The sequence below is a fragment of the Streptomyces liangshanensis genome (assembly GCF_011694815.1).
Classification (GTDB): Bacteria; Actinomycetota; Actinomycetes; order Streptomycetales; family Streptomycetaceae; genus Streptomyces; species Streptomyces liangshanensis.
Genome location: NZ_CP050177.1, coordinates 7,277,274 through 7,291,664 on the forward strand (window position 1 = coordinate 7,277,274; position 14,391 = coordinate 7,291,664).

A 14,391-nucleotide genomic window follows, 5' to 3' on the forward strand; every position below is an offset into this window, starting at 1 on the left:
TCGTCGGGACGCCGACTCGTGATGGGGGCGAGCATGTCCATGCTTAAAGGGGCCAATCTTCCGGTGGCGGCGTCGGCCGTCCGCGTGGAGTTGGGGTGGCGCTCGGCGCCGGGAACGCCGGACGTCGACGCCTCGGCGTTGCTGCTGGTGAACGGCAAGGTGCGCTCCGACGCGGACTTCGTCTTCTACAACCAGCCCGCGCACGCCTCGGGCGCCGTACGGCACGAGGGCAAGCGGCCCGCCGGGGACGCCGTCACCGACACCCTCGCGGTGGACCTGGCACAGGTGGAGCCGGCCGTCGAACGGATCGTCCTCGCGGCGTCGTCCGACGGCGGCACCTTCGGCCGGGTGCCCGGACTCCACGTCCGGGTGCTGGACGCCGCGTCCGGCACGGAGATCGCGCGGTACGACAGCCAGGACGCCACCGTCGAGACGGCGTTCGTCCTCGGTGAGCTGTACCGGCGTCAAGGAGCCTGGAAGTTCCGGGCGGTGGGACAGGGGTACGACTCCGGACTCGCCGGACTGGCCACCGACTTCGGCATCTCGGTCGACGAACCGCGGCCGGCGGCGGCGCCCCAGGCACCCGCCACGCCTCCCGCACCCCCCGCGCCCGCCGCCGTGACCGCCCCACCCGTCCAGGCCCCCGCGCCCACCCCGCCGGCGCCGCCCGCCCCCACCCCCGTCCGGCTCAGCAAGGTGACCCTGACGAAGGAGGCGCCCTCCGTCTCACTCACCAAGCAGGGCGGCACCTCGGGCGGCATGCGCGTCAACCTCACCTGGCAGGTCCGCAAGCAGTTCAAGGGCTGGGGAGCCAAACTCGGCCGCGCCGTCGCCGCCCACAGCGACCTCGACCTCGACCTGTGCGCGCTCTACGAACTGGCCGACGGGCGCAAGGGAGTGGTCCAGGCCCTCGGCAACGCCTTCGGCTCGCTCTCCCGGCCGCCGTACATCCACCTCGACGGCGACGACCGCACAGGCGGGTCGTCCAGCGGCGAGAACCTCACGATCAACCTCGACCACAAGGACCAACTGCGCCGCGTCGTCATCTTCGTCACCATCTACGAAGGCGCCCGCAGCTTCGCCGACCTCGACGCGCACGTCACCCTCCAGCCGCAGAACGGCGCCGCCGTCGACTTCTCCCTGGGCGAGTGCACCGTGCCCTCCACGGTCTGCGCGCTCGCCCTCATCACCAACACCGGGTCCGACCTCGTCGTCCAGCGCGAGGCGCGCTTCCTCGTCCCCGACCGCGGAGTCAGCCCGCAGCGCACCATCGACTACGCCTACGGCTGGGGCATGAACTGGACGCCCGGCAGGAAGTGACCTACGCAGGACCGCGGTCCCTACCGGGGCCGGGGCTCGCTCCCGGGACGGGCGTACGTACGCCCCTTCCAGGCCGCGCCCCGGCCCCGGTAGTGCTGTACGGCCGAGTCGACGGTCATCAGCAGGTACAGCAACGCCGTGAACGGCAGGAGCGGGGCCAGCCAGGACGACAGCCGGTAGTACCGCAACATGGGGAGGTACGTCCCCGCCATCACCGCCCAGGCCATGAGACCGAGCCACCCGGCGTCCGGGTCCCCGCCGAACAGCCCGGCGCACAGCGCGACGGGCGGCGCCAGATAGATCACCGCGAGGCCGGCCACCGTACCGAGGAGCAGCAGCGGGTTGTGCCGCAGCTGCGCGTACGCGCTGCGCGACACCATGCGCCACAGGTCGGCCAGCCGCGGATACGGGCGGATGCTGTCGACACGCTCCGCGAGACCCAGCCAGATCCGCCCGCCGCTGCCCTGGACCGCCTTCGCGAGCGACACGTCGTCGATGACCGCGTGCCGGATCGACTCGGGCACCCGGGCCCGTACGGCGACCTCCGTACGCAGCAGGACACAGCCGCCCGCCGCGGCCGCCGTCCTCGTGCCCGGGCGGTTGATCCAGCGGAACGGGTACAACTGCGCGAAGAAGTACACGAAGGCCGGGACGACGAGCTTCTCCCACCCGCTCGCCACCCGCAGCCGCGCCATCTGGGACACCAGGTCCAGCCGGTGGCCCGAGGCGGCGGCGACCAGTTCCCGCAGGCTGTCCGGCTCGTGCGCGATGTCCGCGTCCGTGAGCAGCAGGTACTCGGGGTCCTTCGGGCCCCCGCGGGCCAGCGCGATGCCGTGCCGCAGCGCCCAGAGCTTGCCGGTCCAGCCCGGCTCGGGCTCACCCGGCGAGGACACGGTCAGCGGCAGCCCGCCGTACCGGTCGGCGAGCTCGCGGGCCAGCGCGCCGGTGCCGTCCGAGCTCCCGTCGTCGACCAGGTAGATCCCGGCCGGGCCCGGATAGACCTGGGCCAGCAGCGACGGCAGGCTCTCCGGCAGCACCCCGGCCTCGTCCCTGGCGGGTACGACGACGGCGACCGACGGCCACGGGCTCTCACCCCCGGCGGGCTCCCCGGGCAGCGCGGACGGACCCGGCGCCGAAGGGGTGGGCAGCCGCTGGTCCGTCCGCCAGAAGAAACCCTGCCCCAGCGACAGCCAGCCCCACGCGGCCAGCGAACTCAACGCGATCCAGGCAATGGCGCTCATTCGCCGCAGTCTGCACCACAACTCCGGTGCCGCGAGCGCCGTCGACTATGGTGACCGGGTGAAGATCGCGCTCATGGATTCCGGTATCGGCCTGCTCGCCGCCACCGCCGCGGTACGCCGTCTGCGGCCCGACGCCGATCTGGTCCTGTCCCTGGACCCGGACGGCATGCCCTGGGGCCCCCGAGCCCCCCACGACGTGACCGAGCGGGCGCTCGCCGTCGCACGGGCCGCCGCCGCCCACCGGCCCGACGCCCTGATCGTCGCCTGCAACACCGCCTCCGTGCACTCCCTGCCCGCGCTGCGGGCCGCGCTGGAGCCCGGCCTGCCCGTCATCGGCACCGTCCCGGCGATCAAGCCGGCCGCGGTCGCCGGCGGCCCCTTCGCCATCTGGGCCACCCCGGCGACCACCGGCAGCCCCTACCAGCGCGGACTGATCCGGGACTTCGCCGCCTCCGCCGACGTCACCGAGGTCCCGTGCCCCGGGCTCGCGCAGGCCGTCGAGTCGGCCGACGAGGAGGCGATCGACCGCGCGGTGGCCGCCGCGGCGGCGCTCACCCCGCGCGGCGTGACGGCCGTCGTCCTCGGCTGCACCCACTACGAACTCGTCGCGGAACGCATCCGTACGGCCGTCCAGCAGCCGGACATGCCCCCGCTCGTCCTGCACGGCTCGGCCGACGCCGTCGCCGCCCAGGCGTTGCGCCGCCTCGGCGACGTACCCCCCCGCCAGGCTCCCCACGACCCCCGGCTCACCGTGCTCCTCAGCGGTCACGAGGGTGACCTGCCCGCACGCGCGCTCGGCTACGCGGAGGGGCGGCTGCTCGCCGCCGTCACCCAAGCGGGCTGACCGCGTGTCCGTCGTCACGGATTCCGCGCGGGACTTCCGCCCGCGCGGAACGTGGGTAGTCTGCTTGGCATGACGGAGCACCCCCAGCAGGAGGGCGACACCGTGGAACCCCTGCCCGAGATCTGGACCGGCCGTGCCACCAACCGCGCGCAGTGGCTGCTTGCCGCGGTGGGCGTCGCCTGCATCGCGCTCGGCGTCGTGCTGGCCGTCCAGTCGAACTGGACCTCCGGCTTCGCCGCCCTCCTGATGTCCGTCATCGGCTGCGTCGCCGCCGGACTGCTCATCCTCTTCGGCACCCTCGCCTTCGTCCACGTGGCGGTCCGGGTCGACGGCGACTGCCTGGAGGTGCGCTGCGGCCACATGGGGCTGCCGCGCCGCCGGATCCTGCTCGCCCACGTCGTGGACGCCGACTTCGCGCCCAAGGTCAACCCGCGCCACTGGGGCGGCTGGGGCTACCGCTGGCGCCCCGAGATGGGCACGGGCGTGGTGGTGCGCCGGGGCGAGGGACTTGTGCTGCGCCTGGGCGACGGCAGGACCTTCACCGTCACGGTGGACGACGCCGAGGCCGCCGTACGGATCATCAGGGACCGCCTGGGCCTCGGCCGCCACGGAAGCGCCCCGGCCGGCGCCTGATCCGGCGCGGCGCGCTCACCCTCGGCCCGGTGCGGCGCACCGTACGGCTGTCAGCCCGGCGCCCGGTTCAGGGCCGGGAGCGCGTGCGGTACGAGCCGCCCGGCCGGCCGGGCCGTCGCCAGCCCCGCCAGCAGCCCCGCCCCCGCCGTCACCGGCGCGAAGCTCAGCGCGTTCCCGACGCTCGCCAGGGTCGCCAGCGCCGTCAGGGTCGCCCCCGCCGTCAGGACCACCGGAGTGGAGCAGGGCGAGCGGACCAGTCCGTGGAGCAGCCAGCCGAACACGGTCGCCAGCAACAGCAGCCCCACCACCCCCTGCTCGGACACCTCCTGCAACGCCGCCGAGTGCGGCTTGCCGTCCGAGTCCAGCGACTGGAGGGCCGTCGGGCTGAGGTCGCCGAACCGGTCGGGACCCACCCCCAGCAGCGGATGCTCCTTCGCCAGGTCCACCGCCTCGTGCCACAGCTGCACCCGGTTCGTGGTCAGCTGCCCCTCCAGCGACACCGACAGCCCCTCGGGCAGCGCGTCCTCCGCCACCGCCCACGACCCGCCCACCACCAGCGCCGCGACCAGCGCCAGACCGGCCAGCGCCGCCGACCTGCGCCGCATCCGGGCCGCCGCCAGCGAGCACAGCAGCACCCCGAGCACCGCCACGAGACCCGCGACCGAGCCCAGCAGGAGAGCGGCGGCCGCGATCGTCACCGCCAGCAGCCGCAGCAGCACCCGGGACCGGTGGCGCCGCGCCGACGTGGCCGCGCAGCACGCCGCCCCCGCCGCCAGCGCCAGCAGCGCCGCGACCGCGCCCGAGTCGCCCTGCGGGGTGGCGACGGCCACCGAGGCCGCCGGTGTGTCCCGGCCCGAGACGACCGCCGCGGCGAGCGCCGCCACCGCCACCACCGAGGCCGCGGCCACCGGGACCGTGCCGCCGCTGATCCGGCCGCACGCGTACCCCGCGGCGAGGGCGAGCACCGCGAGGAGTATCCCCTCGGGCCGCCCGCCCCCCGCGGCCGCGCTGATCAGCGCCCACACCGCGCAGGCGCCGAGCACCACGGCGCCGACGACGTCGGGCGCGCTGCCCCGCTCCCGTACGGCGGCCCGTCCTGCCGGTACAGCCATCCTGTCGACCATTCCGTCGACCCCTTCGACCTGTGCGAACCCCGTCCCACAGCAGCCGGATCCGGCCAGGTGACAAAGGCTGGCGCACACGTTAACGGCAAGAAGGGGGATTTGTGGACACCTTGCGGAGGAACGCTGCCGCACCCGCCCCGGCACACGTCCGCCGGCGTGACCGTCACCCTGACCGACAGCACGCGGGGACGCACTCCCCTCCACACAGACACCCACCGTAGACTCCGCCCGGTGAGCACCACCATCGCCCCCGTCCAGAGCCCGCCGCCCGCCCCCTCCGCCCGGCGCGAGAGGCGACTGGTCAGGCCGGGCGCCGCCGCGCTGTCGGGCCTGATGCTCTACGCGAGCTTCCCGCCCCGCCCCCTGTGGTGGCTGGCCCTGCCGGGCTTCGCCCTGATGGCCTGGAGCCTGCACGGCCGCCGCCTTCGCGCCGGATTCGGCCTCGGCTACCTCGCCGGCCTCGGCTTCCTGCTCCCGCTGCTGATCTGGACCGGCGCAGAGGTGGGCCCCGGCCCCTGGCTCGCCCTCGCCGCCGTCGAGGCCGTCTTCGTCGCCCTGGTCGGCATGGGCATCGCGGCCGTGTCCAAGCTGCCCGCCTGGCCGGTGTGGGCCGCCGCCGTCTGGATCCTCGGCGAGGGCGTCCGCGCCCGGGTGCCGTTCGGCGGGTTCCCCTGGGGCAAGATCGCCTTCGGCCAGGCCGACAGTGTGTTCCTGCCGCTGGCCGCCGTCGGTGGCACACCGGTGCTCGGTTTCGCCGTCGTCCTGTGCGGCTTCGGCCTGTACGAGGCGGTCCGCCAGGGCCTCGCGTACCGGCGCACCGGACAGCTGCCGCGCCGGGCCGTCGCCGCCGCGGCCGCCACCGTGCTCGTGCCGGTGCTCGGCGCGCTGGCCGCCCTGCCGCTCGTGTCCGACGCCGCCGAGGACGGCACGGCGACCGTCGCCGCCGTCCAGGGCAACGTCCCCCGGGCGGGGCTGGAGTTCAACGCCCAGCGCCGCGCGGTCCTCGACAACCACGTCCGCGAGACCATCCGGCTCGCCGCCGAGGTCAAGGCGGGCAAGGTCCCGCAGCCCGACTTCGTGCTGTGGCCCGAGAACTCCTCGGACATCGACCCGTACCGCAACGAGGACGCCCGCCAGGTCATCGACCAGGCGGCCAAGGCGATCGGGGTGCCGATCTCGGTGGGCGCCGTGATCACCCCGGACACCGGGCCGCTGCGCAACACCCAGATCCTCTGGGACCCGGTGAAGGGGCCGACGGCCACCTACGACAAGCGGCAGATCCAGCCCTTCGGCGAGTACCTGCCCCTGCGCTCCCTGCTCAAGAAGATCACCCCCGGCTACGCCGACATGGTCGCGCGCGACTTCGGCCGCGGGTCGAAGCCGGGCGTCTTCGACATGGCGGGTACGGAGGTCGGCCTCGCCACCTGCTACGAGGCGGCCTTCGACTGGGCGGTACGGGACACCGTCACCCACGGCGCCCAGATCATCTCCGTACCGAGCAACAACGCCACCTTCGACCGCAGCCAGATGACGTACCAGCAGCTCGCCATGTCACGCGTCCGCGCCGTCGAGCACAGCAGGACCGTGGTGGTGCCCGTCACCAGCGGGGTCAGCGCGATCATCAGGCCCGACGGAACGATCGTCCAGCAGACCAAGATGTTCACCCCGGACACCCTGGTCGACAAGGTGCCGCTGCGCTCCTCGCTGACCCCCGCGACCCGGCTCGGCACCCTGCCCGAAGGACTGCTGGTGGCGGTCGCCCTCGGCGGCCTCGGCTGGGCGACGGTCCTGACGGTACGCGCCCGGCGCGGCGCGACGGGCGTCTGAGCTCCGTCCGGCGGCCGGTCGTCGCAGGCCGGTGACGCGGGCCGGTGACGCCGGGCAGGATGGACCCATGTGGACACAACTGCCGTTCGGGGAAGGGCTGCGCGCCGCACTCGGACCGCCCCGGGGGCCGCGCCGGCTGGAGAGCAGCCCGCGCTCCCGGGTGTGGCGCGTCGAGCTGGCCGGGACACCGGCGGTGGTCAAGCAGCTCGTGGCGGGCCCCGGCGCCGAGGAGCGCTACGCGCGCGAGGTCGCCGCGCTGCGGATCGCCTCCCGGGCCGAGCCGGCCGTGGTGCCCGCCCTGCTGGGCACCGACCCCGGGGAACGTGTCCTGGTCCTCGCGCACGTCGACCACCGCCCGCCGCCCCGCGAGTGGATCGTCGGCTACGCGAAGGCACTGGCCCGGCTGCACGCGACCGGCGTCCCGGCGGACGCCGGCCTCCTCCCCGCCTGGAGCGGACCCACCCAGGGCGACGCCGACTCCTTCCTCCACCTGGCCGAAACGCTCGGAGTGACCGTCGCGCCCGGCGTCCCGGCCGAACTCACCGCGCTCGTCGGCCGGCTCGACCGGGCCGGGGGACACGCCCTGCTGCACGGGGACCCCTGCCCCGGCAACGACCTGCACACCCGGGGCGGCGTCACGTTCATCGACTTCGAACAGGCGTCCCTCGGCAACGGCCTGACGGAGCTGGCGTACGTGCGCATCGGCTTTCCCACCTGCTGGTGCGTCACGAAGGCGGCCCCGGCGCTGCTGGACCGCGCCGAGACCGCGTACCGCACCACCTGGAAGGCCCTGACCGGCACCGACCCGGAGGCTGACCTGACCGACGCGTGCGCGGGCTGGCTCCTGCGCGGTGACGCGCTGGTCGAGCGGGCCCGGCGGGGGACGGTGGACCACCTGGCCAGGATCCCGGACCACGACTGGACCTGGGGCACCGTCTCGGCGCGGCAGCGGCTGGCCCACCGTCTCGGCGTCGTCGCGGGGATGACGGCCGACCGCCCCGGCCTGCGCGGTCTGCACACCGTCAGCACGGACCTGCGCCGGGCCATGGCGGCCCGGTGGCCCTCGCTCGGCCCGGTGCCCGCCGACCGTCCCTGAGCTGCGGGTGGTCCGCTATCGGGCGGTCGCGCCCTCACCGGCGCCGCCGCCCGGTGTGCCCGGGTCGAACCACGTCGGTTCGTCGGCGAGCGCCTGCTTGATCCGCGTCAGCGAGAACTCGGACAACTCGGGCAGCGCGTCCAGCGGGAACCACCCCACGTCCAGCGACTCGTCGTCGTTGACCCGCGCCTCGCCGCCCGTCGCACGGCACAGGAACGTGATGTCCATGAACTGGCAGCGGTCCTCGTTCGGATACCGGATCGGCTCCAGGCCCTGGACCAGCACCACACGCTCCGCGCGGCAGTGCACGCCGGTCTCCTCCTCCACCTCGCGCACGGCCGACGCCGCCGGCTGCTCGCCCGGTTCGGGGATGCCCCCGATCAGCGACCAGCGGCCGGTGTCGACGCGGCGGGCCAGCAGGACCCGGCCCTCGTCGTCCAGGACCACCGCGCTCACCCCGGGCAGGAAGAGCAGCTGGTGGCCCGCGGAGGCGCGGATCGTACGGATGAAGTCGGGCGTCGCCATGCAACGGAGCTTAGGGCGTACCGGAGCTCGGGGCCTGTCCCGGTGGGACACGCCGCCCTACGGCCGGTCGCCGGCCAGCGGCAGGTTGACCGCCGAGAGCGCGGTGGGGGAGCGGTGGACCGTGTAGGTGCCCGGCAGGGTCCGCCGCTGCGGGTCGGTCGGGAAGCACGGGTCCACGCCCAGCGGCGCCGAGCAGTCCGCCTCCGGCGTCCGGGTGGTCAGCGTCAGCCGCAGCGCGTGGCCGGGCGCGATCCGAACGGCCCGCGGGGACAGGCCGATCGTCAGGTCGTACACCCGCCCCGGCCGCAGATACCGGTCCGCGCCGAACGTGCCGTACGGACGGACGACCACCCCCTTCGCGTCGCGCCACGACCGGTTGGGGTCGAGCGCGCGCAGGCTCGCGACCAGCGAGCCGGAGGTGATGCTCGTGGCGGCCCCGCCGGGGGCGATGTCGTCCAGCCGGGCGATCAGCGTCAGGTTCGTCCCGCTCGAACTCGCCGACACCCGCGCGCTGAGCGGACCGGCCAGGACCGCGCCCCGGCGGAACGGCTCCGTCGTGTACGTGAGCCGCCCCTCGGCGCGCGACGGTTCCGTGTACGTGATCCGGTCCGCGCCCGGGGAGCGCGGCGGGGTCGGGCCGAGGGTGCCGCCGGGGCCCAGGTAGTACGGCGTGTAGGAGCGGACCCGCTGGAAGGCCGTGGTGTGGAGCCAGGTCCTGCTGCCCTGCTGGTAGAGGTGCAACGGGGTGGTGGTCGCGCCGATGGCGGTCCGCCTGCCCTTGAGCCAGGTGTCGAACCAGGCCAGCGCCACGGCGCGGTCCACGCCCTCGCCGTGCCCCCACGGGCCGACGACGGCCTGGTAGCGCGGCGTCGTCCGCTGCCCGGGCGCGGGGCTCGCGTGCACCGGCCGGTGGAAGTAGGCGTTCTGGAGGTAGGTGTACATCTCCTGGGAGCCCTGCGCGTACAGGTCCAGGTTCCCGCTCCACAACAGCGCCGGGATGTCCGCCCGTACGATCGCGGCGGCCAGGTCCCCGGGCGTGCGCGACCTCGCCCACGCCCCGGCGTACGCCCGGTCGCCGCCCCGCTGCACGGCCGCGGCGAGGGCCGTGCCGTACGCGCCGGCCCGCGGGCCCATCTGCGACCCGAGGTGGGTGAAGTAGTTCCGCGTCTGGGTGGGCATCCCGCCGGAGTTCATCGCCTCCCGGTAGGTCTCCGCCCCGGCGCACGCCGGAAGCATCGCCTTCACGGCGGAGCCGCGGGGGAGGAGCGAGGCGGTCAGGAGCTGGTTGATGCCCAGGTACGAGCAGCCGGTCAGGCCGACCGTCCCGTCGGACCCGTCCAGGCCGGCCGCCCACGCGACCAGTTCGACACCGTCGCGGCGCTCGCGCGGGCCGAACAGGTCGAACGCGCCGCCCGAGCGCCCCGTACCGCGCACGCACACCGACGCGTAGACGTACCCGCGCTCCACGAAGTACGCGGGGTCGCCGAGGGCGCCCTGCCCCAGACCGTGCAGGTTCCCGGCCGGGGTGTCGCAGGCGTACGGATTCTGCGAGAGCAGGACGGGGAACGTCCCCGCGGCCCGCTCGCCGGTCAGCCGGTCCGCCGGATACATGACGTCGCCCACCAGCGTCGTACCGTCGCTCATCGGCACCCTCACCCCGGGGACCGTCGTGCTGCCGTACGACGCCGTGACCCGCGCGGGCGCGGCGCCCGCCGTCACGGACGGGGCGAGCACCACGAGCAGCACGAGGAGCGGGACCAGGGCCGGGAGGCCGGTCAACAGCCCCCGCCCCAGGGGTGAGCGGGCGGGAGGAAGAGCGGCGACCATGGCGTCCAGTTTATCGGCGGGCACCGGACAGGGGAGGGCCCTGACGATTCGGCACTTCGGTCGAATACGGCGGACGCGTACGGCGGCCGGGGTTGGCGGCCGGGGTGGGCCGAAGTGGACCGCGAACGCACGATCCGCGTCAACGGCCGACATAATAAGGCGAGTTGTGCTCTGTCCTGGTCCGCCGGTACTGCCTAGGGTACGGAGCGGAGGGTGGTCGGCGTGTTACGCATTCACTTCACCGGCGAGGATCTGACCCGGGTGACGGTCGCCACCCGCTCGGATCCGCTGTGGGACGTCCTGCTCAGTCTGCACCTGCTCCAGGAACCCGACCGTTCGCTCGCGTTCGGCGAATGGCGGCGCAGGACACGCGCGTTGCGGATGCCGTCCGTGCGCCCTCTCCTGGAACTCGCCCGCCCCTGGGGCTACTCGCCCGACTTCCTGACGCCGGGCCGGGGCGAGGCGGACTTCACCACCCAACTGGACGACGTCCTGTCCACCTCGCGTACCCAACTGTCCGCGGAGCTGTCGATCCTGGCCGACGAGAGCGGGTCCACCCCGTGGATCCACCAACTCGCCGGCGGGGACCGCCAGGTCATGGCCCGGCTGGGCGACGCCCTGACCGCGTACCACCGCGTCGCCCTCGCGCCGTACCAGGAGCGGATCGCGGCGCACGCCGAGGCGGACCGCGCCCGGCGCGGCCTCGCGCTGGTGACCGGCGGGGTGGAACGCCTGCTGGCCGAACTGCACCCGCGCGTCACGTGGGAGGCCCCGGTGCTCCGGATCCCGGTGTACGCGGACCAGGACGTCCACCTGGAGGGCCGCGGTCTGGTGCTCGTCCCGTCCTTCTTCTGCCGCATCCAGCCGATCACCCTGATGGACCCCGGCCGGCCGCCGGTGCTGGTGTATCCGCTCTCACCACGTCTGGGCTGGCTGCGGCCGGCCGGGGCGGAGGGCCGGCAGGACGGCCTGGAACCGGTCGTCGCCCTGCTCGGCAGGACCCGCGCCCACGTGCTCGACGCGGCGGCGGCCGGCGGGACCACCACCGAACTGGCGCTGCGGGTCGGGGTGGCGCTCCCGGTCATCAGCCGCCAGACGTCCGTCCTGCGGGAGGCGGGGCTGCTGGACACCCGCCGCGAGGGCGGATCCGTCCGGCACCACGTCACCCCCCTGGGCCTCGCCCTCCTCAACGGCGAACTCGCCCCGGACGGGACGCTGGGCTGATCCCGTCGGGCGCCTCACGCGCCGCCCGGGTCCTGCTCCTCGTGTCCGGGGCCGGCCGTGAGGTGGTCGAGGAGCAGGCGGCCGCGGGGCGAGAGCCGGTAGCCGGTGCCGAGGCTCTCCGTCAGGCCGTGCTCCTTGAGCTTGCGCACGTCCGCCTTGAAGCGCGGGGTGTCGCGGTCCAGCCGGGCGGCGAGGTCCGCGGCGCGTACGGCCGGATGCGCGCCGATCAGGTCGAGGGTCGCCGTCGTCCACGGCCCCCGGCCGCCGTGTGCGTCCATCCGGCCCAGCGCGGCGGCGATCTCCGCGAGTTCCGCATCGGACAGGCAGGTGTCCTCCCGCAGGGCCGCCCGGGGGTCCTCGCCGGTGAGCCGTACGCCCACGCGGTAGAGCGTTCTGTCCCCGCCGGGGCGCAGAGCGGCCAGCAACTCCGCCCGGGTGCCGTAACCGGCCCGGCGCGCGTCCCGGTCGGACACCGCGCTCTCCGGTACGGCCGTCACCTCACCGACGGTGACCACGCCGATGGCGGTACGCAGGGCCGTGCCGGTCCGTACGGCGGGCCGCAGCCAGCGCCGGAACGCCAGATCGACCTCGCCCGAGGCGATCGCGGCCAGGGTGTCGTGGGTGAACAGCAAGGCGCACTCCGTCTCCGTGGGGGGCAGCCGTGCGGGCCGGAACGAGCGGACGTCAGGCGCGGCCCACCGTGCCAGTATGAGCGGAAGGCCGGTCGGTCGCGGAGCCGGACGCCGACCCCGCGGCGTGTCACCGGTGGCACAGCTTCCACGTCCCCACCCCGTACCCCTGGAGGCCAGCATGAGCACCACGTCCCTCCCCGCAGCGGTCCAGCGGGCCCTCGACGCCGCGAACGACGCCGACACCGAGGCGTTCCTCGACGCCTTCACCCTCGACGGGGCCGTCGACGACTGGGGCCGGGTCTTCGGGGGCCGGGACGCGATCCGGGGCTGGAGCGACAAGGAGTTCATCGGTGTGAACGTCCACCTCGACGTGACCGGCGTCAACCGATCGGGCGATCGGGTCAGGGTCAGCGCGGTGGTGGGCGGGGACGGCTTCAACGGCCCGTCCGACTTCACCTTCGTCGTGGCCGACGACGGTGTGTCGCTGATGCGGATCACCGGCTGACACCGGCTGACACCTGCGGACACCGGCCGACACCGGACGCGGCGTTCCGGCGGTGAATCGGCGGCGGCGCGGCGGACCTGCCGGGGAAACGCCGGTGGGGCTCGCCGGTCGCCGGTGATCGGTCCTTCCGGCGGGCGGGGGCCGGTCATAGCGTTGCGGGCATGGAACACCCCACGACGGCGGGCACGCCGACCGACGCGACCTCGGTGGACGCCGTGGTGCGAGCCGCCACCCGGGACGACCTTCCCGCCCTGGCCGAACTGTGCGCCGCGCACGCCCTGTTCGAGAGGGCGGACCCGGTCCCCGGCGACCTGGCCGCCCGTCTGGAGCCGGCCCTGTTCGCCGAACCCGCCCGGCTGGGCTGCCTGGTGCTGGAGTCGGGCGGCGTGCTGACCGGATACGCGACCTTCACCCGGGACTTCGCCACCTGGTCCGCGTCCGAGTACGTCCACCTCGACTGCCTCTTCGTCAGCGCGTCCCACCGGGGCGCGGGCCGGGGACGGCTCCTCCTGGACGCGGTGGTGGCCGCCGCGCGGGCCTCCGGTGTCACGCAGGTGCAGTGGCAGACCCCGCGCTGGAACCACGACGCCGTCCGCTTCTACGACCGCACCGGCGCCCGCCGCCGTACGAAGACCCGCTACGTCCTCACCCTCGCCCCCCAGGAACCCACCGCCCCGGGACCGTGAATCCCGTAGTGCGAATCCCGGAGTGTGAACCTCGGTCGATACTCTGTTCCCCCCTGCCACGAGGCAGGGTGAACAGGGGTGGGACATGCGCAGAAGAATCGCTGTGGCCTCCGCGGTGGCGGCGGTGGCCGCCGGGATCGTGGCGGCGCCGGCCGCACACGCGGAGGGACGGGGCGACATCCGGGTCACCAGGACCGTTGTGAACGGCGGCGGCAATGTGATCGTCGGGGTCAAGGACGTCAAGCGGTTCACGATCTCGATGACGGTCAAGGACAACTCGGGGGTGAAGAAGGTCAGCCGGGTCTCCGCGTTCAACACGGCCAACGGCTACGGGCCCGTGGACTACCTGGGCTCGACCTGCAAGAAGTCGAACAAGACGACCTCCGTGTGCACCGCGACCATGCAGGTGGACCCGGCCTGGATCGACTCCTACGGGAGCGGGAACAGGGGCTGGGACGCCAACGCGGTGGCGGGGGAGTGGCAGGTCAACGCCACGGTCCAGGCCAACGACGGCGACTACTGGATCTCGGACCGCATCGCCCTCTTCAAGGTGAAGCGCGCCGCGAGCCTGACCACGGACGCCACTCCCGAACCGGTCAGGAAGGGAGCCACGCTGACGGTCACCGGAAAGCTCTCGCGGGCCAACTGGACGGACCGGAAGTACCACGGCTTCACCAAGCAGGTCGTGAAGTTGCAGTACAAGAAGGCCGGCGGCTCCTACAGCACCGTCAAGACGGCGACCACCGACAGCAAGGGAAACCTCCGCGCCACGGTGAAGGCGAGCGCCGCGGGCAGTTGGCGTTGGGCTTTCGCCGGGACGACCACGACCATGAAGGTCGACTCCACCGGTGACGCCGTCACACTGAAGTGACACCGCGGCGGGCCGGAAACGGCCCGCCGTTCCCGT

The 14,391-nt window shown here is 74.1% G+C and carries 14 protein-coding genes; 9 read left to right on the forward strand and 5 right to left on the reverse strand.

Translation table 11 applies throughout. The annotated features are described in order from the left end of the window. Positions 1–33 precede the first annotated feature (33 nt). Complete coding sequence (locus HA039_RS31625) at positions 34–1,320, forward strand: TerD family protein (protein ID WP_481906683.1); 1,287 nt, start codon at positions 34–36, stop codon at positions 1,318–1,320. Between the two features lie 20 nt (positions 1,321–1,340). On the opposite strand, the gene HA039_RS31630 is transcribed toward HA039_RS31625, so the two are convergent. Continuing rightward, positions 1,341–2,561 carry a glycosyltransferase gene (locus HA039_RS31630; RefSeq protein ID WP_167035167.1) on the reverse strand — a complete coding sequence of 407 codons (1,221 nt, stop codon included), beginning with the start codon at positions 2,559–2,561 and terminating at the stop codon, positions 1,341–1,343. A 58-nt stretch (positions 2,562–2,619) separates the two neighbouring features. On the opposite strand from HA039_RS31630, the gene HA039_RS31635 reads away from it, so the two are divergent. Further along, entirely contained in the window at positions 2,620–3,405 is a 786-nt protein-coding gene (locus HA039_RS31635; protein WP_167037925.1) for a glutamate racemase, read from the forward strand. Between the two features lie 69 nt (positions 3,406–3,474). After that, entirely contained in the window at positions 3,475–4,038 is a 564-nt protein-coding gene (locus HA039_RS31640; RefSeq protein WP_167035170.1) for a hypothetical protein, read from the forward strand. Between the two features lie 50 nt (positions 4,039–4,088). Here the strand turns inward: HA039_RS31640 and HA039_RS31645 are convergent, their stop codons facing one another. After that, positions 4,089–5,150, reverse strand: a complete 1,062-nt coding sequence (locus HA039_RS31645) for an O-antigen ligase family protein (protein ID WP_208298745.1) — start codon at positions 5,148–5,150, stop codon at positions 4,089–4,091. Between the two features lie 243 nt (positions 5,151–5,393). Here HA039_RS31645 and lnt point away from each other — a divergent pair, with 243 nt between their 5' ends. Beyond that, positions 5,394–6,989, forward strand: a complete 1,596-nt coding sequence (gene lnt / locus HA039_RS31650; RefSeq protein ID WP_167035175.1) for an apolipoprotein N-acyltransferase — start codon at positions 5,394–5,396, stop codon at positions 6,987–6,989. Positions 6,990–7,056: 67 nt separating this feature from the next. Further along, the gene (locus HA039_RS31655) at positions 7,057–8,085 is read left to right on the forward strand and encodes an aminoglycoside phosphotransferase family protein (protein WP_167035178.1); all 1,029 of its coding nucleotides are present in this window, start codon (positions 7,057–7,059) and stop codon (positions 8,083–8,085) included. A 15-nt stretch (positions 8,086–8,100) separates the two neighbouring features. Here the strand turns inward: HA039_RS31655 and HA039_RS31660 are convergent, their stop codons facing one another. Then, positions 8,101–8,610, reverse strand: coding sequence for an NUDIX hydrolase (locus tag HA039_RS31660; RefSeq protein WP_167035180.1), 510 nt, complete (start codon positions 8,608–8,610; stop codon positions 8,101–8,103). Between the two features lie 57 nt (positions 8,611–8,667). After that, positions 8,668–10,437 (reverse strand): CocE/NonD family hydrolase, encoded by a 1,770-nt coding sequence (locus HA039_RS31665; protein ID WP_167035183.1) that lies wholly within the window; start codon positions 10,435–10,437, stop codon positions 8,668–8,670. 222 nt (positions 10,438–10,659) lie between these two features. Here HA039_RS31665 and HA039_RS31670 point away from each other — a divergent pair, with 222 nt between their 5' ends. Then, positions 10,660–11,661 carry an ArsR/SmtB family transcription factor gene (locus tag HA039_RS31670; RefSeq protein WP_167035185.1) on the forward strand — a complete coding sequence of 334 codons (1,002 nt, stop codon included), beginning with the start codon at positions 10,660–10,662 and terminating at the stop codon, positions 11,659–11,661. Between the two features lie 14 nt (positions 11,662–11,675). Here the strand turns inward: HA039_RS31670 and HA039_RS31675 are convergent, their stop codons facing one another. Continuing rightward, positions 11,676–12,293, reverse strand: a complete 618-nt coding sequence (locus HA039_RS31675; protein ID WP_167035187.1) for an ASCH domain-containing protein — start codon at positions 12,291–12,293, stop codon at positions 11,676–11,678. 178 nt (positions 12,294–12,471) lie between these two features. Here HA039_RS31675 and HA039_RS31680 point away from each other — a divergent pair, with 178 nt between their 5' ends. The 3 genes from HA039_RS31680 to HA039_RS31690 all read left to right on the forward strand — a co-directional run bounded on the left by HA039_RS31680 (position 12,472) and on the right by HA039_RS31690 (position 14,355). Continuing rightward, positions 12,472–12,798 carry a nuclear transport factor 2 family protein gene (locus HA039_RS31680; protein ID WP_167035189.1) on the forward strand — a complete coding sequence of 109 codons (327 nt, stop codon included), beginning with the start codon at positions 12,472–12,474 and terminating at the stop codon, positions 12,796–12,798. Between the two features lie 161 nt (positions 12,799–12,959). Further along, positions 12,960–13,484, forward strand: a complete 525-nt coding sequence (locus tag HA039_RS31685) for a GNAT family N-acetyltransferase (RefSeq protein WP_167035191.1) — start codon at positions 12,960–12,962, stop codon at positions 13,482–13,484. A gap of 85 nt (positions 13,485–13,569) precedes the next feature. Next, entirely contained in the window at positions 13,570–14,355 is a 786-nt protein-coding gene (locus HA039_RS31690; RefSeq protein ID WP_167035193.1) for a hypothetical protein, read from the forward strand. Positions 14,356–14,391: the final 36 nt, after the last annotated feature.